This window comes from Billgrantia sulfidoxydans, from assembly GCF_017868775.1.
Classification (GTDB): Bacteria; Pseudomonadota; Gammaproteobacteria; order Pseudomonadales; family Halomonadaceae; genus Halomonas; species Halomonas sulfidoxydans.
Genome location: NZ_CP053381.1, coordinates 3,395,070 through 3,420,089 on the forward strand (window position 1 = coordinate 3,395,070; position 25,020 = coordinate 3,420,089).

Here is a 25,020-nt window from a genome sequence, read left to right on the forward strand (position 1 = left end):
GTTGGCCCGGCTGAGTCCGACCCGCCTCCCCTCTGAGATTTCATTACCTAAGTTATGTGAGCATTTCTCTTCGCCGCAGTAGGATTCATCGTCTATACCTATGCAACGTCACCTTTTGACCAGCTTACTATCGAGGCCAGGAAAAGCCCGAAAGCAAGCGTTTCATACTGGCAAAAGGGGGTTATCGCGGCGTATTGGCCATGCCACTACAGGGAGGTCCGTCACAATGGGCAATGTGGCACTGAAGGGTATCGATTCCGAAACAAAAAATGACAGGCCAGGTCGCTCGATCGTGGCCACCGACGACCTGCCCCTTGGGGTGTATCACGGCACGAAGGGGGGGCGCGATCGCGGCAAGCCGTTCGGATTCGGCACGCCGAACCTTCCTTCGCAGCGCATCCTGTTCGTCACCGCCGAGATCGCCGATTTCGTCAAGGTCGGAGGGCTCGGCGACGTCTCATCCGCCCTGCCCCGGGCATTGGCGGCTCACCACGACATTCGCATTCTGCTACCGGCCTACCGTGAAGTCATCGCCTCGTCACAAGAGATCCGCCGCGTCGGCCGGCTCCCGGCCTACGCCGAGCTGCCGGCCTGCGAGGTCGGCGAGATGACCTGCGCCGACGGCCTGGTGATCTACGTGCTGCTCTGCCCCGAACTCTACGAGCGCGAAGGAGGGCCCTACGGCACCGGACCGGGCGGGTACGGCAGCAGCGGCTGGGACGACAACGACATTCGCTTCGCCCGGCTGTCGCTGGCCGCCGCCGAGATCGCCGCCGGCCACGCCGGGCTCGACTGGCAGCCGCAGCTGTTGCACCTCAACGACTGGACGTGCGGCCTGGCACCGGCCTACCTGCAGTGGCAGGGGAGCCACGTCCCCAGCGTGTTCACCATCCACAACCTGGCCTATCAGGGCCTGTACGACGCGTCGCGCTGCGCCGCCCTGGGCATTCCCGACGATGCCTTTCAGATCGAGGGGCTCGAGTATTACGGCAAGCTCTCCTTCATGAAGGCGGGGATCGTCTATGCCTCTCACGTGACCACGGTGAGCGCGACCTATGCCCAGGAGATCACCACCCCGGAGTTCGGCTGCGGTCTGCATGGCCTGCTGCGCTGCAAGGCGGAGCAGGGCCGGCTCAGCGGCATTCCCAACGGCATCGACGACTCCTGGGATCCGCGCACCGATGCTCACCTGGTGCAGGCCTTCTCGGCCAACGACTGGCGCGGCAAGCGCGCCAACGCCGAGTACGTGCGCCACCGCTTCGGCCTGGCCCCCAGCGCCGGCCCGCTGTTCGCCATGGTCTCGCGCATGGTGCACCAGAAGGGGGTCGACCTGGTCATCGAGGCGGCCCCCAGCATCGTCCAGGCCGGCGGCCAGCTGGTCTTCATCGGCAGCGGCGAGCGCCGCGTCGAGGCCCAGCTCGACCGCCTGGCCGAACGCTATCCGGGGGCCGTGGGCGCCTATATCGGCTTCGACGAGGACGAGGCCCGCTGCATCTACGCCGGCAGCGACTTCCTGCTGATGCCGTCGCGCTTCGAGCCCTGCGGCCTGAGCCAGATGTATGCCCAGCGCTTCGGCTCCCTGCCCATCGCTCACCGCACCGGCGGCCTGGCCGACACCATCGAGGACGGCGTGACCGGCTTCCTGTTCGACAAGGTCACCCTGGCCAGCTTCATGCAGGCGATCCAGCAGGCCTTCTCGGTCTATCACTCCACGGAGCTGTTCTACGCCATGCGGCGGGCGGCCATGACCGGCCGCTATCACTGGCGCCAGTCGATCGCCCCTTATACGCAGCTCTACCAGCGCATCAGCGAAGAAGCGGGTGTGGAGGCACGCACCACGGGATGAACGAAGCAGAGCGATTTCACTACAGCTTCGGCGCCCAGGTCATCGGCCCGGAGTGGACGCAGTTCTCGCTTTGGGCACCCAGCGCCAGCCGGGTCGACCTCGAAGTGGAGGGCCTCGCGCCCATCGCCATGACCCACGCCGGCGAAGGGCGCTTCGTCGGCGAGGCCCCCTGCGATCACGGCGCCCGCTACCGCTATCGTGTCCACGTCGACGGCGCGGCGCAGGGCATCGCGATCGCGGACCCCGCCTCCCGTGCCCAGGCGGGAGGCGTCGAGGGGCCGAGCATGGTGGTCGACCCCTATCATCACGCCTGGCGCCATGCCGACTGGCGGGGCCGCCCGTGGCACGAGACGGTGCTCTACGAGCTGCACCTGGGGGCGCTGGGCGGCCTGGCCGGGGCGCGCCAGCAGCTGCCCTACCTGGCCGAGCTCGGCGTCACGGCGGTGGAACTGATGCCGGTGGCTGCCTTCCCCGGGGCGCGCAACTGGGGCTACGACGGCGTGCTGCCCTACGCCGTGGACGAGACCTATGGCGATCCCGGTGCGCTCAAGGCCTTCATCGATGACGCTCATGGCCTGGGGCTGATGGTCTTCCTCGATGTCGTCTACAACCACTTCGGTCCCGACGGCAACCACCTGCCGCGCTATGCCGGCGCCTTCTTTCGCGACGACCGTCAGACGCCCTGGGGGCCGGCCATCGATTTCCGCCAGCCCATGGTGCGTCGCTTCTTCATCGAGAACGCGCTGATGTGGCTCGACGAGTACCGCTTCGACGGCCTGCGCTTCGACGCGGTGCATGCCATCGGCGAACGCGACTTCCTGCGCGAGCTGGCCGAGACGCTGCGCAGCCGCATCGACCCGCGACGCCACGTGCACCTCGTACTGGAGAACGAGCACAACGACGCCGGCCTGCTGGGCCCGGGGCTGTTCACCGCGCAGTGGAACGACGACTGGCACAACGTCATGCATGTGCTGCTCACCGGCGAGAGCGAAGGCTACTACGGCGACTTCGCCGAGGCCCCGACGCAGAAGCTGGCGCGCTGCCTGGGCGAGGGCTTCGTCTACCAGGGCGACGCCACCCGGCAGGGCACTCCCCGCGGCACGCCGAGCGCGCACCTGCCGCCGACCGCCTTCGTCGCCTTCCTGCAGAACCACGACCAGATCGGCAATCGCGCGCTGGGCGAGCGCCTGACCCGGCTTGCCGAGCCGCAGGCGCTGGCAGCCGCCACGCTGACGCTGCTGCTCTCGCCCATGGTGCCGCTGCTGTTCATGGGCGAGGAGTGGGCCAGCGAGCGCCCCTTCCTGTTCTTCACCGACCACCGTGACGAACTGGCCGAGGCCGTGCGCGAGGGCCGCCGGGCGGAGTTTGCCGCGTTCAGCGCCTTTCAGGATCCTGCCTCGCGCGCGGCGATTCCCGATCCCAATGACATGGCCACCTACGAGGCATCAAAACCCGACATCGAGGTTCGCGATGCCTCCCCCCATGCCGAATGGCGGGCCTTCGTCCGTTGCCTGCTGGCGATTCGCCAGGCCGAGATCGTGCCGCGCCTGGATGGCGCCCGTGCGCTGGGTGCCGAAGCACTCGCCGAGGGCGCCGTCGTCGCCCGCTGGCAGATGAACGACGACACCCGGCTGGTCATCGCCATGAACCTCGGCGAACGAACCGCGGCCACCCGCGCCTTCGGTGTCGGCCGGTGTCTCTTTGAGACCCGTGAGGGCGTGGCGGTCGCCACCGAGAGCGGCAGCCTGCCGCCACGCTGTGCCGCGGCCTGGCTGAAACACGTACCGGGCGACGAGGAGCTTTGCGCATGAGCGAGGAGGGTCTGGAACGACTGGCCACCGCGGCCGGCCTGATCGTCGAATGGGAAGACAGCGAGGGCCGCCCTCGCCGGCTCAGTGACGCCGTCCAGCGCGAGCTGCTGGCTCGGCTCGGTCACCCCGCCGGCAGCGCAACCGAGATCGCGGCCAGCCTGGAGCGGCTGCGGCCTCCCGCCTTGCCGCGGGAGTGGCCGCCCTTGCTTACCGCCGAACAGGGGGCGACAACGCCCCTGCCGTCGCCGCTTCCTCGCGGAACCCGCTACCGGCTCGTACTGGAAAGCGGCGAGCGCCGGGAGGGTACGCTCGACGATGACCACGGGGCATTGCCCGCCGTCGACGCGCCCGGCTACCACCGCCTGCAGCTCGCCGACGTCGAGCTGACCCTGGCCGTGGCCCCGCCGCGCTGCTTCACCCTGGCGGATGCCTGCGCCGGCGAGTCGCCACGCCGGTGGGGGTTGGCGGCGCAGCTCTATGCCCTGCGCCGGCCTGGCGACGGCGGTCTCGGCGATACCCTGGCCCTGGAGCAGCTGGCACGCCACGCCGCCGAATCCGGCGCCGCGGCGCTGGCCGTGAGCCCGACGCACGCCATGTTCAGCGCCGACGTGAACCACTATAGCCCCTACTCGCCCTCGAGCCGCCTGCACTATCACGCCCTGCACGCCGCTCCCGAGTCGCTGCTTGGCGAAGCAGCGGTGGCGGCGGCCATCGAGCGCAGCGGTCTGGCCGAGACCCGGGCCCAGCTCGAAGCGCAGGAGCTGATCGACTGGCCCCGGGCGGCGCACACCAAGCTCACCTGGTTGCGCGCGCTGTACGACGAGGTGATGCAGCGCGAGGACGCCGAGGCACGGCGCGCCCGCCAGGCCCTGGCGACCTTTCGCGAACGGGGCGGCGCCATGCTCGAGGCACACTGCCGCTTCGAGGCCCTGCAGCAGGCCCGGGGCGAACGCGACTGGCGCCAGTGGCCGGCGGCGCTGCGTGACCCGGCAAGCCCCGGGGTGGCACGCTTCGCCGAGGAGCATGCCCACGCAGTCGGCTTCCCTGCCTTTCTGCAGTGGCTGGCAAGCGAGGGGCTGGCCCGCGCCCAGGCCACGGCCCGTGAGGCCGGCATGCCGATCGGTCTGATCGCCGACCTCGCCGTGGGGGCCGACGCGGCCGGCAGCCAGGCCTGGAGCCGCCCGACCGAGATGCTGGAGGGCCTGTCGATCGGTGCGCCACCGGATACCTTCAACGTCCACGGCCAGGATTGGGGGCTCGCCCCCTTCTCGCCCCAAGGGCTGGTACGGTCGGGGTTCCGAAGCTTCATCGACATGCTGCGGGCCGGCTTCGCCCATGCCGGCGGGTTGCGCATCGATCATGTGCTGGGCCTGATGCGCCTGTGGCTGGTGCCTCACGGCGCACCGCCCGACGCGGGCGGCTACGTGCGCTATCCGCTCGACGACCTGCTGCGCCTGGTCGCGCTGGAGTCCTGGCGCCACCGCGCCATCGTCATCGGCGAGGACCTGGGTACCGTCGCCCCCGGCTTTCGCGAGCGCCTGGCACGCCACGGCATCCTCGGCATGCGCGTGCTGTGGTTCGAACGCGACGACGACGGCGGCTTCCTGGCGCCGGGGCAGTGGTCGCGGCACGCGGTCGCCACCAGCTCGACCCACGACCTGCCGACGCTGGCCGGCTGGTGGGCGGGGCGCGACATCGAGTGGCGCAGCCGCCTTGGCCTGCTCGGCGAGAACCAGGATGCCGACAGCGAACGCGCCGAGCGCCGCATCGAGCGGTCGCGCCTGGCTCGGGCGCTGCGCCTGGTCGACGATCACGTGCCGCAAGCGCCTCTCGACGCCGCCGCCCTGCCCGCCTCGCAGGTGCTCGATGCCTGCGTCCGTCGCCTTGGCGTAACACCGGCGCCGCTCACGCTGCTGCCGCTGGAGGATGCCCTGGGTCTCGAGGAGCAGGCCAACCTGCCGGGCACCCTCGACGAGCATCCCAACTGGCGGCGGCGCCTGCCGGACGACGCCGATCGCCTGCTCGCCTCGCCGGAGACGAGGGAGCGCCTGAAGGTACTGGACGAGGCGCGCCGACAAGCCGCCCACGACATCCAGGAAGGGGGGCACGATGAGTGAGATTCGCGCTACCGTACGCCTGCAGTTCCATCGTGGCTTCACCCTCGACGATGCCGCCGAGTGGGTGGGCTACTACGCCAGGCTCGGCATCAGCCATGTCTATGCCTCGCCGCTGCAGATGTCACGCGTGGGCTCGCCCCATGGCTACGACGGCACCGACCCCACCCGCATCGACCCCGAGCTCGGCGGCGAAGCGGCGCTGGAACGGTTGGTGGCACGGCTGCGCGAGCATGGTATGGGATTGATCCTCGACATCGTGCCCAACCACGTGGCGGTGGGCGGCTCGCAGAACCCCTGGTGGCAGGACGTGCTGGCCTGGGGCCGGGCGAGTCCCTATGCCGGTTTCTTCGATATCGACTGGCACTCGCCCGACCCGCTGCTCGCCGGCAAGCTGCTGCTGCCTTTCCTCGGCACGCCCTACGCCGACGCCCTGCACGGCGGCGACCTGGTGCTGCGCCACGAGCCCGAAGCGATGGATTTCCATATCGCTTACCACGAGCATCGTTTCCCCCTCGACCCGCGCCGCTATGGTGACATCCTGCGCCTGGCCGAGCACACGGCGCTGTGGGACCTGGCGCCGCGCTTCGATGCCCTGCAGCGGCGCGAGGACGCCTACACCGCCGTGGCCGAGTGCCGCCACGCACTGCGCCAGGCACTGGCGGACCCGGCCGCCGGACAGGCGCTGGCTCGAGCCCTGGCGCTGTTCGACGGCGCCACCCGCGGCGGCGCCATCCGCCTGCACGACCTGCTGGAACAGCAGGCCTACCGCCTGGCCTGGTGGCGCACCGGGGCCGACGAGATCAACTGGCGGCGCTTCTTCGACATCACCGAGCTCGGCGGGCTGCGCATCGAACGACCCGAGGTGTTCGAGGCCGTGCACGCCCTGCCCCTGCGCCTGGTGGAGCAGGGCTGGGTCGATGGCCTGCGCGTGGACCACGTCGACGGCCTGGCCGATCCGCGCGGCTACTGCCGCCGCCTGCGGGCCCGTCTGGGCGAGTGCCAGAAGCGGCGGCCGCCGCAAGCGGTGCGCCACGTGGCGATCTATGTCGAGAAGATCCTCGCCGCCGACGAGACCCTGCACCGCGACTGGGGCGTCGACGGCACCACCGGCTACGAGCTGATGAACGCCATCTCCGCCCTGCAGCACGACCCGGCCGGCGCCGAGCCGCTGCGCGGCCTATGGCGCGACGTCAGCGGCCGGGAACCGGACTTCCCCGCCGAGGTGCGCCTGGCCCGTCGCGAGGTACTCACGACCCTGCTGACCAGCGAGTTCGAGGCCTGCGCGCGTGCCCTGCATGCGGTGGCCCGCCACGCCCTGGCCACCCGGGACATCACCCTGGCGGCAGTGCGCCGGGCGCTGACGGCGCTGGTCGTGCACTTTCCGGTCTATCGCACCTACGCCGACGACGGCGGCCGCCCCGAACTCGACGCGCCCTTCTTCGACCAGGCCATGGCCGGCGCTCGCGGCGAGCTGAGCCCGCCCGATGCCGAGGTGCTGGCGTGGCTGGAACGCTGGCTGGGCGGCGAGGCACCCGCCGACGCCGGGGACGCCGAGGAGCGCTGGTTGCGCCAGCGCGCCATCGTGCGCTTCCAGCAGCTCACCTCGCCGGTGGCCGCCAAGGCCGTGGAAGACACCGCCGGCTATCGCAGCGCGGCGCTGATCTCGCGCAACGACGTCGGCTTCGACGGCGAGCACTTCAGTCACTCGCCGCGCTGGTTCCACGACGCCAACGCCTGGCGCGCGCGCCACTTTCCCCACGGCCTGGTCGCCACGGCCACCCACGATCACAAGCGCGGCGAAGACGTGCGTGCCCGCCTGGCCGCGCTGAGCGAGAACGCCGGCGGCTTCGCCACCCGCGTGGAGCGCTGGCGCGACCTGGCTGCCCCGCTGCGCCAGGCGCTGCCTGACGGGTCTGCCCCCTCCCCCGGCGACGAGCTGATCCTCTATCAGGTCCTGCTCGGCGCCTGGCCGCCGACGCTCGAGCGCCACGACACCGAAGCCATGCGCCGCTTTGCCGAGCGCCTCGCCCAGTGGCAGCAGAAGGCCCTGCGCGAGGCCAAGCTGCGCACGCACTGGCTGTGGCCCGACGAGGCCTACGAGAGCGCCTGCCGCGCCTATCTGGAGGGGCTGCTGGCCTCCCCCGCGCTGTGCCGGGAACTCGAAGCGGCGGCCCGCGAGCTGGACCTGCCGGGCGCGCTCAACGGCCTGGTCCAGACGGCGCTGCGCCTGACCGTTCCCGGGGTGCCCGACCTCTACCAGGGAGGCGAATTCTGGGACCACAGCCTGGTCGACCCCGACAACCGGCGTCCGGTCGACCATGCGGCACGCCAGGCCGCGCAGGACCGCCATCTAGCGCCCGTCACGGCGCTGGAGAGCTGGCAGGACGGTGGCGTCAAGCAAGCCCTGATCGCCCGCCTGCTGGCACTGCGCCACGACTGGCCCGAGCTGTTTCGCCACGGCGGCTACCGCGAGCTGGAGAGCGCCGGCGACCACGGCGAGCGCCTGGTCGGCTTCCTGCGCGAGCATGACGGCCGGCAGCTGCTGGTGGCGGTGCCGCGCCTGACCGCGGCGCTGCTGGCGGGCGCCGAGCGGCCCCAGGTGTCGCCATCGCGCTGGGGCGATACCCGGCTTCGTCTGCCGGATCGAAGGGATGGCGCTTGGCAATGCGCGCTGACCGGTACCACGCTGAGAGTAACCAAGGAGCAAGTCGCCGCCGGGGAGCTGCTGAGTGCCTTTCCCGTCGGCATCTATCTACGCGACACACAGAGTCAATAGGAGAGCTAGGATGGCTGACGAAGAGCGCGTACGGAACCTGGCCTACCAGATCTGGGAGTCGGAGGGACGCCCCGAGGGCCAGCAGCAGCGTCACTGGGACATGGCGCTGAAGATCGTCATCGCCGAAGAGGAAGCAGGCGTCGACGCCGAGCTGGAGGAGGTCGGCGAACCGGTGGACGAGCCGCCCCTGCTCGAGGACGACCTGCCGCTGGAGGACGACGAGACCGGCATCCAGGAGAATCGCTTGCCGCTGGACTCCCCCGACGGCGAGCCCGATTTCGATGAGCTGCCCTACCGCGACGACCGCGACGTGGGGCGCGACCCGCCGGTGCAGGATCGCGCCAGCCCCGGGCCGGCCACGAACGAGCCCGAACCCACGGCGGCCTCGACCCGACCGCTGCCGGCGGAGCAGGCCACCGCCACCGGCGCCCAGGATCAGGACGTCGCCAACCGGGGCGGAGCGGATGCACCGGCCACTTCCCCCGAGCCCTCGGCGGGGCCGCTGGAGCCGCTGCCGGAGGAATCCGCCACCATGCGTCGCCGGCGCCAGCCACGTCGCGACGACGATGGACTGACCGCCGCCGATGCCAGCGACACGTCACAAGTGCCGGGCAAGACGGCGGCACCGGAGGGCAAGACGTCACGCCGCGGCGCCGCCCGGTCCGCCACCACGGCCAAGGCCGGTTCACCCTCCACGGCGACGAGCGGCAAGCCCTCTGCCGCAGCCAAGGGCGACAAGGCACGCAAGCGCGGCGGTCGCAGCGGCTCCGGGAGCGAGTGACGGATGGCGCATCCTCCTCGAACCACAAGGAAGGCAAGCATGAATACGAGGGAAGACTGGCGCAGCGACGACCGGGCAGCGACGGCAGACGAGTCTCCCGGCGTGATCCGCCGTTCTCGGGTGCGCGAGGGCGCGCCGTTTCCGCTGGGCGCCACCTGGGATGGGCTGGGCGTGAACTTCGCCCTGTTCTCGGCCAATGCCACCCGGGTCGAGTTGTGCCTGTTCGACGCGACCGGCCACCAGGAACTGGAGCGCATCGAGCTGCCCGAGTACACCGACGAGGTGTGGCACGGCTACCTGCCGGATGCCAGGCCCGGCCAGCTCTACGGTTACCGCGTCCATGGCCCCTACGCACCGGAGGAGGGCCATCGCTTCAACCCCCACAAGCTGTTAATCGATCCCTACGCCAAGCAGCTGGTGGGCGAGCTGACCTGGGACGAGGCGCTGTTCGGCTACACTCTCGGCCATCCCGACGGCGACCTCAGCTTCGATACCCGCGACAGCGCTCCGTTCGTGCCGCGCTGCCGGGTGATCGATCCCGCCTTCACCTGGGGCCGCTCTCCCTTCGTCCAGCAGCCATGGGACCGCACCGTACTCTACGAGACCCACGTGCGCGGCTATACCATGCGCCATCCGGCGGTTCCCGAGCCGCTGCGCGGCACCTTCTCGGGGCTGATGGTCAACGAGGTGGTCGACTACATCCGCTCGCTGGGGGTGTCGTCGGTGGAACTGCTGCCGATCCACACCTTCGTCGACGACCAGCACCTGCTCGAGCGCGGGCTGCGCAACTACTGGGGCTACAACACCCTGGGCTTCTTCGCTCCCCATTCGCGCTATCTCTCGGGCGACAACATCAACGAGTTCAAGCAGATGGTGGCCTGCTACCACGCCGCCGGTCTCGAGGTGATCCTCGACGTGGTCTACAACCACACCGCCGAAGGCAACGAACTCGGCCCGACCCTGTCGTTCAAGGGCATCGACAACGCCTGCTACTATCGGCTGCTGCCTGAGGAGCCGCGCTACTACATCGACGACACCGGCACCGGCAACACGCTCAACCTGAGCCACCCGCGGGTGCTGCAGATGGTCACCGACTCGCTGCGCTACTGGGCCACCGAGATGCGCATCAACGGCTTCCGCTTCGATCTGGCGACGATCCTCGGCCGCGAGCCCCACGGCTTCGACGAGGGCGGCGGCTTCCTCGACTCCTGTCGTCAGGACCCCGTGCTGAGCCAGGTCAAGCTGATCGCCGAACCCTGGGACTGCGGCCCCGGCGGCTACCAGGTGGGCGGCTTTCCCCCCGGCTGGGCGGAGTGGAACGACCGCTTCCGCGACAGCAGCCGTGCCTACTGGCGCGGTGACGAAGGCCAGCTGGCGGAGTTCGCCTCACGCCTGATGGGCTCGGCGGACCTGTTCGATCGCCGCGGCCGCCGCCCCTTCGCCTCGGTCAACTTCGTCACCGCCCACGACGGGTTCACGCTGCACGACCTGGTGGCCTACGACGACAAGCACAACGAGGCCAACGGCGAGGACAATCAGGACGGCCACGACCACAACCTGTCGTGGAACCACGGCGAGGAGGGGCCGACCGAAGACGCCGAGATTCGCTCGCTGCGCCTGCGCCAGATCCGCAACTTCCTGGCCACGCTGCTGCTCTCCCAGGGCACGCCGATGCTGCTCGCCGGCGACGAGCTGCTGCGTACCCAGCGCGGCAACAACAACGCCTACTGCCAGGACAACGAGATCGGCTGGGTCGACTGGAATCTCGAGGGCGACGCCCACGACATGATCGACTACCTGCGCCGGCTCATCCGCCTGCGGCTGCACTACCCCATCCTGCGTCGAGGGCGTTTTCTCTCCGGCGAATACAACGAGGAGATGGGGCTCAAGGAGGTGACCTGGCTGGCGCCCGACGGCAGCGAGATGGACGTCGAGCGCTGGGAAGATCCCCAGGCGCGCAGCCTCGGCCTGCTGCTCGACGGCCGTGCGCGGCCCTCGGGCATCCGTCGCGCCGGCGACGACCGTTCGCTGCTGATCCTGTTCAACGCCAACCCAGACCCCATCGCCTTTCGCCTGCCCGAAGTGCCGCGCGGCAGCGGCTGGGTGTGCCGTCTCGATACCAGCCGCAGCCCGGCGCCGGACAACACCCTGAGGGCCTTCGGCGAGGAGTACGCCATGGACGGTCGCTCGCTGGTGCTGGTCGAGCTGCTGCAGGAGGCCGGCCCCGTGAATCGCGGGGAGTGAGAGAACATCGGCCGAGGGACCTGGCCGAGCGTTGCGACAAAGGAGGAACATGCGATGAGTTCAACTCCGTTAACGGCGCCCGTCGGCAGCTCGGCACGCGGGCAGGACCCAAGCCACGTCCTGGCGGCCGTCCAGGCGCCTCGCATCGCCATCGAGTCGGTCCAGCCGACCCTGGACCAGGGGCGGTTCGCCGCCAAGGCCATCGTCGACGAGCCGGTCAAGGTCACGGCGAGGATCTTCGCCGACGGCCACGATCTCCTGGCGGCGGCGGTCTGCTGGTACGACGCCACCGACCGCCGACATCGCGAGCCCATGCAGCCGGCCCATCCGGCGGGACTGGACATCTTCGAGGGACGCTTCACCCCGCGCGGCATCGGGCGGCACCGCTTTTTCATCGAAGCCTGGTGGGACACTTACGCCTCCTACTGCCACGAGCTGTCGAAGAAGCATCAGGCCGGCGTGCCGGTCGGCCTCGAGCTCGAGGAGGGCCGGCGTGAGCTCGTCCGGGCGATCGAGCGCAGCGAAGGCGAGCTCAGGGAGGCGCTCGAGGCCAGCCATGAGCGCTTCCGACTGCTCGGCTCCGATGCCGAGCGTGTCGCCCTGCTGCTCGACGCCGACATGGTGCAGTTGATGCACGAGGCAGACGCTCGCCCCCACCTGACCCGCAGCGACGCCATCTACCCGCTTGACGTGGAGCGGCCCAAGGCCCGTTTTTCGAGCTGGTACGAGCTGTTCCCACGCTCGGAGACCGACACCCCCCAGCGCCACGGCACGTTCAAGGATGTGCACAAGCGCCTGCCGCTGATCCGGGACATGGGCTTCGACGTGCTCTACTTTCCCCCCATCCACCCCATCGGACTCACGCACCGCAAGGGTCCCAACAATACGCTCGAAGCCGGACCGGACGACCCCGGCAGCCCCTATGCCATCGGCAGCGAGGAGGGAGGACATGAAGCGATTCATCCTGAACTGGGCACGCGAGATGATTTTCGTGATCTGGTCCGTGCAGCAGCCGATCATGGCCTGGAGGTCGCGCTTGACTTCGCCATCCAGTGCTCGCCCGATCATCCCTGGCTCAAGGAGCACCCCGGCTGGTTCTCATGGCGACCCGATGGGTCCATCCGCTATGCGGAGAATCCGCCCAAGAAGTACCAGGACATCGTCAACGTCGACTTCTATGCCGAGGAGGCGATACCGTCCCTGTGGGTCGAGCTGCGCGACGTGGTACAGGGATGGGTCGACGAGGGGGTGAAGATATTCCGCGTCGACAACCCGCACACCAAGCCGCTGCCCTTCTGGGAGTGGCTGATCGCCGACATTCGCGACCGCGACCCCTCGGTCATCTTCCTCTCCGAAGCCTTCACGCGGCCCAACATGATGCTGCGCCTGGGCAAGCTGGGCTTTACCCAGAGCTACACCTACTTCACCTGGCGCAATACCAAGCCGGAGCTGACGGAGTACCTCGAGCAGCTGAACGCCTCACCGCTGCGCGAGGGATTTCGCCCCAACTTCTTCGTCAACACACCGGACATCAATCCCTACTTCCTGCAATCGTCGGGGCGCCCCGGCTTCCTGGTGCGGGCGGCGCTGGCCACGCTGGGGGCCGGCGCCTGGGGCATGTATTCGGGCTTCGAGCTGTGCGAGGGCGAGCCGGTGCCCGGCAAGGAAGAGTACCTCGATTCGGAGAAGTACGAGATCCGCCCACGCGACTACACCGCCGCCGGCAACATCAGCTACGAGATCGCCCAGCTCAATCGCATCCGCCGCGAGAATCCGGCGCTGCAGACCCACCTGGGCCTGGCCTTTTATCCGGTACACAACGACCGGCTGCTGTTTTTCGGCAAGCGTACCGAGACGCGGGACAACTTCATCCTCATCGCCGTCAGCCTCGACCCGTTCGAACCCCAGGAAGGGGCATTCGAGCTGCCGCTCTGGGAATTCGGTCTACCCGACGAGGCGGCACTGCACGGAGAGGATCTGATGAGCGGTTACCGCTGGACCTGGCAGGGCAAGTGGCAGTCGATGCGCCTCGATCCGGCCCATCTTCCGTTCGCCATCTGGCGCATTCGCCCGGTCCGCTAGCCTCGGTGAACGCAGGGAGGACACGACAATGATGGACGCCAGCAGCGAGACCCATGCCGTCGACACCATGGCGTTTCTCGACGACCCCCTCTGGTACAAGGATGCCGTGATCTACCAGGTGCACGTGAAGTCGTTCTTCGACGCCAACGACGACGGTATCGGCGACTTCGAGGGGCTGCTCCAGAAACTCGACTATATCGTCGGCCTGGGGGTGAACACGATCTGGGTGCTGCCGTTCTACCCCTCGCCACGTCGCGACGATGGCTACGATATCGCCGAGTATACCGGCGTCAGCCCCGATTACGGCACGCTGGAGGATGCCCGCCGTTTCATCGACGAGGCGCACCGTCGCGGGCTGCGCGTCCTGACCGAGCTGGTCATCAACCACACCTCCGACCAGCACGAGTGGTTCCAGCGCGCCAGGCGCGCGCCGCCCGGCTCACCGGAGCGGGAATTCTATGTCTGGTCGGATACCGACCAGAAATACCCCGGGACGCGCATCATCTTCCTCGATACCGAGACTTCCAATTGGGCCTGGGACCCGGTGGCGGGCGCCTACTACTGGCATCGCTTCTATTCGCACCAGCCCGACCTCAACTTCGACAATCCCCAGGTGCTCGACGAGGTTCTCAAGGTCATGGAGTACTGGCTCGACATGGGGGTGGATGGCCTGCGTCTGGACGCCATTCCCTATCTGGTCGAGCGTGAGGGCACCAACAACGAAAACCTTCCCGAAACCCACCAGGTGCTCAGGAAGATTCGCGCGGTGATCGACCAACGCTACCCGGACCGCATGCTGCTCGCCGAAGCCAACCAGTGGCCGGAGGACACCCGGCCCTACTTCGGCGACGGCGACGAGTGCCACATGGCGTTCCACTTTCCGCTGATGCCGCGCATGTACATGGCGCTGGCCCAGGAAGATCGTTTTCCCATCACCGACATCCTGCGCCAGACCCCGGAGATACCGGCCAACTGCCAGTGGGCCATTTTCCTGCGCAACCACGACGAGCTGACGCTGGAGATGGTGACCGACAAGGAGCGTGACTACCTCTGGAACCACTATGCCGCCGATCGCCGGGCGCGGATCAACATGGGAATACGCCGGCGCCTGGCACCGCTGCTGGAGCGCGACCGCCGGCGGGTCGAGCTGCTCAACAGCCTGCTGTTGTCGATGCCGGGCACGCCAGTGCTCTACTACGGCGACGAGATCGGCATGGGTGACAACATCTACCTGGGCGACCGCGACGGGGTGCGCACCCCGATGCAGTGGTCGGTGGATCGCAATGGCGGCTTCTCCCGGGCCGATCCGGCAAGTCTCGTGCTGCCGGCGATCATGGACCCGCTCTACGGCTACCAGGCCGTCAACGTCGAATCCCAGCTGCGCGATCCGCACTCGCAGTTGAACAGCATGCGACGCCTGCTCGCGGTGCGCGCCCAGCACCGCGCCTTCAGCCGCGGCACCATGCGGCCACTCTATCCGGCCAACCGACACATTCTCGCCTACCTTCGCGAAATGACACTGGACGACGGCGATACCGAAACGCTGCTGTGCGTGGCCAACATGGCGCGTACCGCCCAGGCCGTGGAGCTCGACCTGTCCCCCTTCTCTGGCCAGGTCCCGGTGGAAATGGTCGGCGGCAGCGCCTTTCCGCCGATCGGGCGCGTGCCGTATCTGCTCACCCTGCCGCCCTACGGTTTCTTCTGGTTCCTGCTGGCGCCGCCCTCCGCCATGCCGGAATGGCACGTGCCGGTACCCGAGCCCATGCCCGAATACGTCACGCTGATCATCAAGCGGCGTCTCGAGGAGATCTTCCAGGCCCCGGCGCGTCAGTTGCTCGAGCGCGAGACCCTGCCCAGCTATCTGCCCAAGCGACGCTGGTTCGCCACCAAACAGGCCCGCATCGACCAGGTGCGCCTGCTCTACGTGGCCCGCCTCGAGCATAGCCAGCACAGCCTGCTGATCGCGGAACTGGAGGTCCAGCACGCCGAGGGAACCGATCGCTACCAGTTGCCGTTGGCGTTTCTCGGCGAGGAAGAGCAGACCAGCGCCCTCCCCCAGCAGCTCGCCATGGCCCGTGTGCGCCGCTTCCATGAAGTGGGGCTGCTGACCGATGCCCTGACGCTGGACGCCTTTGGCCTGGCGGTGCTCGATGCCATGCGCCGATGCGCCAAGTTGCCGTGCGACGTCGGCGAGATCCGCTTCTTGCCCACCGCGGTGTTCAGCGAGCTGGAGCTGCCCGAGTCCCCCGAGGTGGAACAGCAGAGCGTGGAACAGTCCAACAGCTCGATCGTCATCGGTCGTCAACTGGTACTCAAGCTGCTGCGACGGGTGGAGCCGGGGTTGCATCCCGAGGCGGAGATCGGCCGCTATCTCACCGAACGCGGCTTTTCCCACATAGCGGCCCTGCAAGGCGAAGTGGCCCGCTTCGACGCCAAGGGGGTGCCCCAGACGCTGATGCTGCTGCAGAGCTTCATCGACAACCAGGGCGATGCCTGGGCCTGGTCGCGTGCCACGCTGGCGCGCGCAGTGCGTGAGGCCACAGCGGACCAGGAACTGGGGCAGGACCGCCTGCTCGAGGAGTCGGGCTACGGCGCCTGCGAGGAGCTCGAGGCCTTTGCCGTCACCCTGGGCAAGCGGCTGGGCGAGATGCATGCGGTACTCGCCTCCCCCAGCGACGACCCGGCGTTCCGCCCCGAGCTTGCCACGCAGGACCATGTCGAACAGTGGACACGACGGGTGCGGGAGCGCGTCGAAGAAGCCCTGGCGCTGCTCGAGCGCCACCGGCCGGAGTGCGCCGAGGCCGAACAACGCTTGATAGGCGAGGTGCTGGCCAGCCGCGATACGCTCACGGCCGCCATCGATGCTATCGCCGCTCTCGCCCTGGGCAGTCTGCTCACCCGGATCCATGGCGACCTGCACCTCGGCCAGGTGCTGGTGGCGCATGACGATGCCTACATCATCGATTTCGAAGGCGAGCCCGATCGGCCGCTGAAGGAGCGGCGAGCCAAGGACAGCCCGCTGCGGGACGTCGCGGGAATGCTGCGCTCGTTCGATTACGCCTTCGCTCGAGTGGAAGAGATACCACCCAGCGGCGAAGGTGACATGGTCATGGCCGACGGCGGGCACGAGGTGGCGGAACGCTGCCTGCTGCGCGCTCGCCAGGCATTCCTCAATGCCTATTGGCAGGCCACCGAGCTGCTGCCGCATGAGTGGCAGCATCCGGCGGGCGCGGCTGCCGCAGTGGACCTGTTCGTGCTCGAGAAGACCGCGTACGAGATCGCCTACGAAATTTCCAATCGTCCTGCCTGGCTAGGCGTGCCACTGCGTGGCCTGGCAGCGATCGTGGAGCAGTTGAGCGAAGGAGAGCCCTATGAATGACTTCACCGCCAGGCCCATGCCGGACAGGCGCCTGTGGCTGCCGGAGGAAGAGGCCGAGGCCCTGGCGCGTGGCACCCACGGCGACCCGTTCTCGATCCTGGGTGTCCAGGAGCGCGAGGGTGTTCACTTCCTGAGAGCCTTCCTTCCCGGCGCCCTGGGGGTCGACGTGCTCGACCGCGAGGACGGCAGCTTCCGCTGCTGCCTGACCGCCATGCAGATCCCGGGACTGTTCGCCGCCTGGCTGCCCCATGCGGCCCCCTATACCCTGCGCATCCGCTGGCCCGGCGGCGAACAGCTCACCGAGGACCCGTACGGCTTCGGCCTGCTGCTCGGCGAAATGGACCTCTACCTGATCGGTGAAGGCACGCATCGTCGTTTGGGGCAGTGCCTGGGGGCGCAGCCCATGGCGATCGAGGGTGTCAGCGGGGTTCGCTTCGCCGTGTGGGCGCCCAATGCTCGCCGAGTCTCGGTCGTGGGCAGCTTCAACAGCTGGGATGGGCGCCGCCATGCGATGCGCCTGCGCCACCCCGCGGGGGTGTGGGAGCTGTTCATCCCACGCATCGGCCCGGGAGAGGCCTACAAGTACGAGATCCTCGACGCTCACGGTGCGCTCGGACTGCGGGCCGATCCGGTGGCGCTCGCCACCGAGACACCTCCCCGTACGGCTTCCGTGGTGGCCGACACCACCCCCTTCGTCTGGCACGACGAGGAGTGGCTTGCCCGTCGCGGCTCGGCGCAGGCACCGGACCGGCCCATTTCCGTCTACGAAGTACATGCCGCCTCGTGGCGCAAGCACGGTGGCGACAACGGCGAACTTTACCGCTGGCAGGAGCTGGCCGAGCACCTGATTCCCTACGTGCTCGAGATGGGCTTCACCCATATCGAGCTGCTGCCGATCATGGAGCACCCCTTCGGCGGCTCCTGGGGCTACCAGCCGCTGAGCCAGTTCGCCCCCAGCGGTCGCTTCGGCACGCCGGCCGACTTCGCCTGTTTCGTCGATGCCTGCCACCAAGCGGGTCTCGGCGTGATACTCGACTGGGTGCCGGCCCACTTTCCCACCGACCCGCATGGCCTGGCGCGCTTCGACGGCACGGCCCTCTACGAGTACGAGCACCCCTTCGAGGGCTTCCATCAGGACTGGGATACCTTCATCTACAACCTGGGCCGACGTGAAGTGCACGGCTTCATGCTCGCCTCGGCGCTGCACTGGCTGCGCCACTTCCATGTCGACGCGCTGCGCGTCGACGCCGTCGCCTCGATGCTCTATCGCAACTACTCGCGCAACGAGGGGGAGTGGATACCCAACAAGTACGGCGGCCACGAGAATCTGGAGGCGATCGACTTCCTGCGCCATCTCAACGAAGTCGTCGCCGACGAAGCCCCGGGCGCCATGGTGATCGCCGAGGAGTCCACCGCCTGGCCCGGCGTCACCCGGCCCACCGGCGAGGATGGGCTGGGCTTCGCCTACAAGTGGAACATGGGCTGGATGCACGACACGCTGAGCTATATCCGCGAGGACCCCATACACCGCCGCTTTCACCATCACGTCATGACCTTCCCCATGGTCTACGCCTTCTCGGAGCGCTACGTGTTGCCGATCTCTCATGACGAGGTGGTGCACGGCAAGGGCTCGCTGATCGGCAAGATGCCTGGCGACGAGTGGCAGCAGTTCGCCAACCTGCGCGCCTATCTCTCGCTCATGTGGTCCCAGCCGGGCAAGAAACTGCTGTTCATGGGCTGCGAATTCGGCCAGTGGCGCGAATGGAGCCATGACCGCGAACTCGACTGGTCGCTGCTCGGCGAACCACGCCATGCCGGGGTTCGACGGCTACTCACCGACCTCAACCGCCTCTACAGGGCATATCCGGCGCTGCACGAGGGCGATAGCGAGCCCTGGGGCTTCACGTGGATAGTGAGCAATGACGAGACCAACAGCGTATTCGCCTGGCTGCGTGTGAGCCATGCGGGCGAGCCCATGCTGGTGGTTGCCAACCTGACGCCGATTCCCCGTGAAGGCTACCGCCTGGGCGTGCCCCGGCCGGGCCGCTGGGAGGAAATATTCAACAGCGACGCCGAATGCTACGGGGGTTCGAACCTGGGCAATCTGGGCCAACTGCACGCCGAGGACGCGCCCCTTCATGGCCAGACCGCCAGCCTGACGATGACGCTTCCACCGCTGGCAGTGGTCATGCTGACTCCTGCCGGGCCGGCCTGAGCCGGCCGGGGACGAAAGCGGTGGCCTCGTCGCCTGGCACCACCGCCAGGCGGCACCGACCGGTAACACCACGATCACAAGGAGGTTAAATGCGGGCGATGCTGCAGCCTGTCAGATCCCTACTCTTCAGTGTCACCTTCCTTCTGCTCGGCAACGGCCTGATCAACACCCTACTGACCCTGCGCGGCACCGACGAGGGCTTCTCCTCGACGGTCGTCGGCCTGATCATGTCCGCCTATTTCGTCGGCTTCACCTGCGGCACCTGGGTCAGCAGCCGCCTGATCCGCCGCGCCGGGCACATTCGCGCCTTCGCCTTCTGCGCCGCGCTGTGCGCCTCGGGGGCGCTGCTGCACATCATCTTCGTCGACCCCTGGGTGTGGATCGTACTGCGCTTCTTCTACGGCCTGGCCTTCGTCACCTTGATGACGGTGATCGAGAGCTGGCTCAACGGGCAGGCGGCGAGCCACGAACGCGGTCGGGTCTTCGCCACCTACATGCTGGTCAACCTGGGGGCGATCGCCGCCGCCCAGCAGATCCTGCGCCTGGACACCCCCGGCAGCTTCCTGCTCTTCGCCGTCACGGCGATCCTGATCAGCTGGGCGCTGTTGCCGATCACCATGACCCGGCGCCAGCAGCCGACGCTACCGGAGAACGCCAGGAGCAGCCTCAAGGCACTGCTCGGGTTCGCTCCCCTGTGCGTCGCCGCTTCGGTGCTGTCGGGGCTGGCCATGGGCGCCTTCTGGGGCATGGCCCCGCTTTATGCGCGGCAGTTGGGCTGGAGCGCCGCCGACGTGGGCACGCTGATGAGCGTGACGATCCTGGGCGGGGCGCTGCTGCAGCTGCCCATCGGTCGCTTCTCCGACAACCACGACCGCACGCAGGTGATGACCTGGGTGGTGATCGCCGCCGCGGCGCTGGCGGCACTGATGCCCTTCGCGCCCAACCAGGCGGCACTGATGGGGCTGTTCTTCCTGTGGGGCGGCTTCTCGTTCGCCATCTACCCGCTGGCGGTGGCTCAGTTGATCGACCAGCTTCACCCCGAAGAGGTGGTGTCGGCCTCGGCGGACATGCTGGTGACCCAGGGCGCGGGAAGCGCCCTGGCCCCGATTCTCGCCGGTGCCCTGATGAGCACTCTGGGGGCCCATACGCTGCCGCTCTACATCGCCGCGGTGCTGGCCGTGCTCGGCGCTTACGCCCTCTATCGTCGGCGCCAGGTGTCCGACCTGGTCCACGGCAACGCCCACTTCGAGCCGATGACCCAGACCAGCCCACTGTCCCTGGAGATGATGTTCGACGACGCCCAGCCCGACCTGTTCGACGACCCCAGCTTCTACGAGGAGCAGGAGCGCTACCGGCTGGTCGAGGCGTACCAGCAGCGCAGATGAGCTCAGCCTGGCCCGCGGAGAGCCCTCAGCCTGGCCTGGTGGAGAGCCCTCAGCTCAGGCGGTCGGAAAGCGCCTCCAGATCGGTCACGGTGAGGTCAGGCTCGATGCCCCATGGGTCGAAGGGTGCATCGAGGCTGCGCCGCACCCAGGCGGCGTGCAGGCCGGCATGGCGGGCGCCGATCACATCGAAGGGATTGCTCGAAATCAGCCAGGTATCGCCGGGCGCCACCTCGAGGCGGTTGCGCAGATGCGCGTAGACGGCCGGGTCGGGCTTGAAGCGCTTGATCTCATCGACGCTGATCACCGCTTCGAAGCGCTCGAGGATGCCAGCCTGCTCCAGCAGACCGCTGACCGCGTCGCAGGTGCCGTTGGAGAAGGCCACGCAGCGCATGCCGTTCGCAGCCAGGCGTTCGAGGGCATTCACCGTTTCGGCAAAGGCCGGCAGGCGACCATAGGCCGCCATCAGGTGGTCCTTGTCGACGTCCGTGAGCTGTGTCTGCAACGCACGGTCGGTGAAATCCAGCGCCTCGCGGGTGCACTGGCCGAAGGGCACGTAGGCTCCCATCAGGCCGCGGCGAAAGCTGTACTCCAGCTGCTTGTCGCGCCAGCGGCGCGAGAACTCGGCGGCCATTTCCCCCCTGCCGGCCCTGCCGAGCCGCTCCTCCAGCTCGGTGACCACGCCGTGGGTATCGATCAGGGTGCCGTAGACATCGAAGGCCAGTACCGTTGCCATCTGCTGTGCTCCTCGTTTCGCTTTGTTAGCCACAGCATGGGGTCTGCCGCGCGCGGGCTCAAGGTGACCGGGTTGAGGTCCACCACACTATGGCGCCAATCGCGCCAGGGCAAAGTTGGCGATGGCGGTGTCCTGCACCCCGGTACCGGTCAGGTCGCACACGGTGATGGCCGCTTCCGATACCCGCAGGTTTTCGCCCCGCGCGATCACGCGCCCCAGCTCATGCACCTTGAACGGCGGCTCGCGCCCCGCATTGGCGAAAACCTTGAGCTCACCGTTGTGCTCGCTCTGGGCACGGCTGTCGCAGACGAAGGCGTCGGCCCGGGTCAGCACCGACTCGTCGAGTTCGCGCTTGTCGGGGCTGTCCGAACCCATGGCGGTGACATGCACGCCCTCGGGCAGGTCGCTGGCGTGCAGCAGCGGCTCCCGCGAGGGGGTGGCAGTAATGATGATGTCGGCCTGGGCACAGGCGCCGTGCACACTGTCGCGCACGGTGACGGTGAAGCCCTGGCGGCGCATGTCGTCGGCGTAGGCCTCGGCACTTTCACGGTGACGTGTCCACACATCGAGGGTGTCGATGTTGCGCACCAGGCGCAGCGCCTCGACCTGGCGCCGCGCCTGCTCGCCGGCACCGATCACGCCGACCCGCCGACTATCCTTCCGCGACAGGTGATTGGCCGCAATCGCCCCGGCCACCACGGTGCGCACCATGGTCAGGTAGCCCTCGTCGAACAGCACCGCCTCGACCTGGCCGGTTTCGGCGGAGAACAGCAGCATCAGCCCGCTCAGGCTCGGCAGGCCGCGCCTGGGGTTGTCGAAGGCGCCGCTGCTGACCTTGATCGCATAGCGCTTCCAGCCCTTGATGTGGGCCGTCTTGACGTCGACCTCGCTGTTGAACTCCTCCATGGCCATCGACAGGATCGGCGGCTGCACCACCTCGCCGCGACCCAGGGCGGCGAACCCCGCCTCGACCTGGCGCAGGGCATCTTCGTCGATACCCACCGCCGCCTCGATCTCATCACGCCGATAGAGCTCCATCCCTTCCTCCTGGTTCGTCTCTGATCACATCAGCGCCCACACATGCTCCGCGCCCGATCCAGCGTCTCCAGCGCCACGCCATTGCCGGACAGAATCAGCGCCACCCGCTGGCCGCGCACCTCGATGCCATGCTCGGCCAGGGCGGCCAGCCCCACCGCGGCGGCCCCTTCCACCAGCAGCTTCTCGTGTTCGAGTAGATCGACCATGGCGTGGGCGATGGCGACTTCCGAGACCTGGTAGTGGTCGTCCATCACCTCGCGCACCAGGCCGAAGGTGCAACGATTGTCGAGGCCGATGCCGCCGCCCAGCGAGTCGGCCAGGCTTTCGACCTCTTCCACCGCCACGGGCCGCCCCGCCTGAAGGCTCTCCCACATGGCCGCGCCATGGGAGAGGCTGACGCCGGTGAGGCGGGTCTCGGGGCGAATGGCCTTCACCGCCGCGCCGATGCCGCCCAGCAACCCGCCGCCGGAGAGCCCGACGATGACCCGGTCGAGATCCGGCGCGTCCTCCATCAGCTCCAGCCCGATGGTGCCCTGGCCGGCCGCGATCAGGGGATCGTCGAAGGGGGGAATCAGCGTCATGCCGCGCTCGTGCACCAGCCGCTCGACCTCGCCGAAGGCCTCGTCCTGGCTCTCGCCCACGCGCCGCACCTCGGCGCCCAGCGCCTCGATGGCCACCACCTTGTTGGCCGGCACCAGCCGCGACAGGCAGATCGTCGCGGCAATGCCGAGCCTGGAGGCGGCAAAGGCCACGGCGCGCCCGTGGTTGCCGGTAGAGGCCGTGACCACGCCGGCTTCCAGGGCATCGCGGCCGTGACGCTCGATCAGCGCGGCGATCATGTTGGTGGCGCCGCGCAGCTTGAAGGCACCGGTGGGCTGCTGGGTTTCGAGCTTGAGCAGGATCTCGGCGTCGAAGCGCTCGGAGAGCGCGCGGGAGCAGACCAGCGGGGTCCGTGCCGCCTGACCGGCAATGCGGCGACGGGCCTGATAGATGGAAGCGAGGGAAACGCCGTGCTCGGACTGAGTCATCGCGGATACTCACGTGGCCTAGGGCGCCGGCCGCGACCCATTGCCCATCAGCCTAGTCTGCGAACCGACACAGGGGCAAAAAACGGAATGACCGCGGGCAGGACCCGCGGTCATTGGGTTCAGCTCAGGCGCGTTCAGCTGATCGACATGGAGGCCTTGACCACGCCCTCACGAACCAGCTCGTCGGTGACCTTGTTCACCGCACGCTCGGCCCGGGCGACGATCTCGTCGACCTCGGCGCGGGTGGCAATCAACGGCGGCGCGAAGCCGAGGATGTCGCCCTGGGGCATGGCGCGGGCGATCAGGTTCTCGTCCAGCGCCGCCGCGGCGATGCGCGCGCCGACCTTGTGCGCGGCATCGAAGTGCTTACGCTTGGCCGGGTCGACGGAGAACTCCAGCGCGGCCAGCATGCCCACCCCGCGCACGTTGCCGACGATGGGGTGGTCGCCGAAGGCAGCCTGCATCCGCTGCTGCAGGTAGGCGCCGGTCTCGGCGGCGTTGCGGGTCAGCCCCTCACGCTCGATGATCGCCAGGTTGGCCAGCGCCGCGGCGCAGCCCAGGGCGTGGCCGGAGTAGGTCCAGCCGTGGCCGATGGGGCCGTACTGGCCGGTGCCCTGCTCCAGCACGTTCCACACGCGGTCGCCGACGATCACGCCGGAGAGTGGCTGATAGGCGCTGGTCAGGCCCTTGGCGACGGTGATCAGGTCGGGCTTGATGCCGTAGAAGTGGCTGCCGAAGTCGGCGCCGATGCGACCGAAGCCGCACACCACCTCGTCGGCGATCAGCAGCACGTCGTACTTGGCCAGCACGGCCTGGATCGCTTCCCAGTAGCCTTCCGGGGGCGGCACGATGCCGCCGGTGCCGAGCACCGGCTCGCCGATGAAAGCGGCCACGGTGTCGGGGCCTTCGGCCAGGATCATCTCCTCCAGCTTCTTCGCGCAGTACTGGGAGAACTCGCGCTCGCTCATGCCCTCCTGCTCGGCGGCGCGGTGGTAGTAGTACGGCGCCTCGGTGTGCAGGATGCCGGCCAGCGGCAGGTCGAACTGGTCGTGGAACGCCTTCAGGCCAGTCAGCGAGCCGGTGGCAAGCCCCGAGCCATGATAGCCGCGCTGGCGTGAGATCACTTTCTTCTTCTGCGGGCGACCGAGCACGTTGTTGTAGTAGCGCACGATCTTGAGCTGGGTCTCGTTGGCGTCACTGCCACCGAGGCCGTAGTAGACCTTGGACATGCCGGGGCCGGCGAGCTCGATGATCTTCTCGGACAGCGCGATCTGCGGCTCGTTGGAGTGGCCCACGTAGGTGTGGTAGTAGGAGAGCTCCAGCGCCTGCTGGTAGATCGCCTCGGCCACCTCGGTGCGGCCGTAGCCGATGTTGACGCAGTACAGCCCGGCGAAGCCGTCGATGAACTCGCGGCCGTCCTTGTCGACGATGTGGATGCCCTTGCCGCCGGTGATTACGCGGCCCGGCGCGTCGCCATGGGCGAAGTCACGCAGGTGGGTGGAGGCGTGAAAGGTGACCTTGCGGTCGCGCTCGATCAGATCGCGGTGCTGCTGGCTCATTGTGTTCTCTCTTCTCTTCAGGTCCC

14 protein-coding genes are annotated in these 25,020 nt (G+C 68.4%); 10 read left to right on the forward strand and 4 right to left on the reverse strand.

The window, feature by feature from the left end:
• The first annotated feature begins 226 nt into the window (after nt 1-226).
• The 10 genes from glgA (at nt 227) to HNO51_RS15740 (ending at nt 20,636) form a co-directional block, all read left to right on the forward strand.
• Nucleotides 227-1,846 (forward strand): glycogen synthase GlgA, encoded by a 1,620-nt coding sequence (gene glgA / locus HNO51_RS15695; protein ID WP_209537826.1) that lies wholly within the window; start codon nt 227-229, stop codon nt 1,844-1,846.
• Complete coding sequence (treZ, locus tag HNO51_RS15700) at nt 1,843-3,657, forward strand: malto-oligosyltrehalose trehalohydrolase (RefSeq protein WP_209537827.1); 1,815 nt, start codon at nt 1,843-1,845, stop codon at nt 3,655-3,657. The genes glgA and treZ overlap by 4 nt, the downstream gene beginning before the upstream one ends.
• Nucleotides 3,654-5,774: a 4-alpha-glucanotransferase gene (malQ, locus tag HNO51_RS15705; RefSeq protein WP_209537828.1), complete on the forward strand. Its 2,121-nt coding sequence runs from the start codon at nt 3,654-3,656 to the stop codon at nt 5,772-5,774. The genes treZ and malQ overlap by 4 nt, the downstream gene beginning before the upstream one ends.
• A complete protein-coding gene (gene treY, locus HNO51_RS15710) occupies nt 5,767-8,550 on the forward strand; it encodes a malto-oligosyltrehalose synthase (RefSeq protein ID WP_209537829.1) in 2,784 nt (927 codons plus the stop codon). The genes malQ and treY overlap by 8 nt, the downstream gene beginning before the upstream one ends.
• Nucleotides 8,551-8,560: 10 nt before the next feature.
• Entirely contained in the window at nt 8,561-9,331 is a 771-nt protein-coding gene (locus HNO51_RS15715) for a DUF2934 domain-containing protein (RefSeq protein WP_197448186.1), read from the forward strand.
• A gap of 39 nt (nt 9,332-9,370) precedes the next feature.
• The gene (gene glgX / locus HNO51_RS15720) at nt 9,371-11,575 is read left to right on the forward strand and encodes a glycogen debranching protein GlgX (RefSeq protein WP_197448187.1); all 2,205 of its coding nucleotides are present in this window, start codon (nt 9,371-9,373) and stop codon (nt 11,573-11,575) included.
• Nucleotides 11,576-11,629: 54 nt separating this feature from the next.
• Nucleotides 11,630-13,657, forward strand: a complete 2,028-nt coding sequence (locus tag HNO51_RS15725) for an alpha-1,4-glucan--maltose-1-phosphate maltosyltransferase (protein ID WP_209537830.1) — start codon at nt 11,630-11,632, stop codon at nt 13,655-13,657.
• A 28-nt stretch (nt 13,658-13,685) separates the two neighbouring features.
• Nucleotides 13,686-17,036: a maltose alpha-D-glucosyltransferase gene (treS, locus tag HNO51_RS15730; RefSeq protein ID WP_209537831.1), complete on the forward strand. Its 3,351-nt coding sequence runs from the start codon at nt 13,686-13,688 to the stop codon at nt 17,034-17,036.
• The gene (gene glgB, locus HNO51_RS15735) at nt 17,029-19,251 is read left to right on the forward strand and encodes a 1,4-alpha-glucan branching protein GlgB (protein ID WP_197448190.1); all 2,223 of its coding nucleotides are present in this window, start codon (nt 17,029-17,031) and stop codon (nt 19,249-19,251) included. The genes treS and glgB overlap by 8 nt, the downstream gene beginning before the upstream one ends.
• 89 nt (nt 19,252-19,340) lie before the next feature.
• Nucleotides 19,341-20,636, forward strand: coding sequence for an MFS transporter (locus HNO51_RS15740; protein WP_197448191.1), 1,296 nt, complete (start codon nt 19,341-19,343; stop codon nt 20,634-20,636).
• A gap of 49 nt (nt 20,637-20,685) precedes the next feature.
• Here HNO51_RS15740 and HNO51_RS15745 read toward each other — a convergent pair whose 3' ends face one another.
• The 4 genes from HNO51_RS15745 to HNO51_RS15760 form a co-directional block, all read right to left on the reverse strand.
• A complete protein-coding gene (locus HNO51_RS15745) occupies nt 20,686-21,369 on the reverse strand; it encodes a haloacid dehalogenase type II (protein WP_197448192.1) in 684 nt (227 codons plus the stop codon).
• Nucleotides 21,370-21,456: 87 nt separating this feature from the next.
• Nucleotides 21,457-22,407, reverse strand: a complete 951-nt coding sequence (locus HNO51_RS15750) for a cyclodeaminase (RefSeq protein ID WP_209537832.1) — start codon at nt 22,405-22,407, stop codon at nt 21,457-21,459.
• Nucleotides 22,408-22,436: 29 nt separating this feature from the next.
• Nucleotides 22,437-23,435 (reverse strand): hydroxyectoine utilization dehydratase EutB, encoded by a 999-nt coding sequence (gene eutB, locus HNO51_RS15755; protein WP_209537833.1) that lies wholly within the window; start codon nt 23,433-23,435, stop codon nt 22,437-22,439.
• Nucleotides 23,436-23,569: 134 nt separating this feature from the next.
• Nucleotides 23,570-24,994: an aminotransferase gene (locus tag HNO51_RS15760; protein ID WP_209537834.1), complete on the reverse strand. Its 1,425-nt coding sequence runs from the start codon at nt 24,992-24,994 to the stop codon at nt 23,570-23,572.
• Nucleotides 24,995-25,020: the final 26 nt, after the last annotated feature.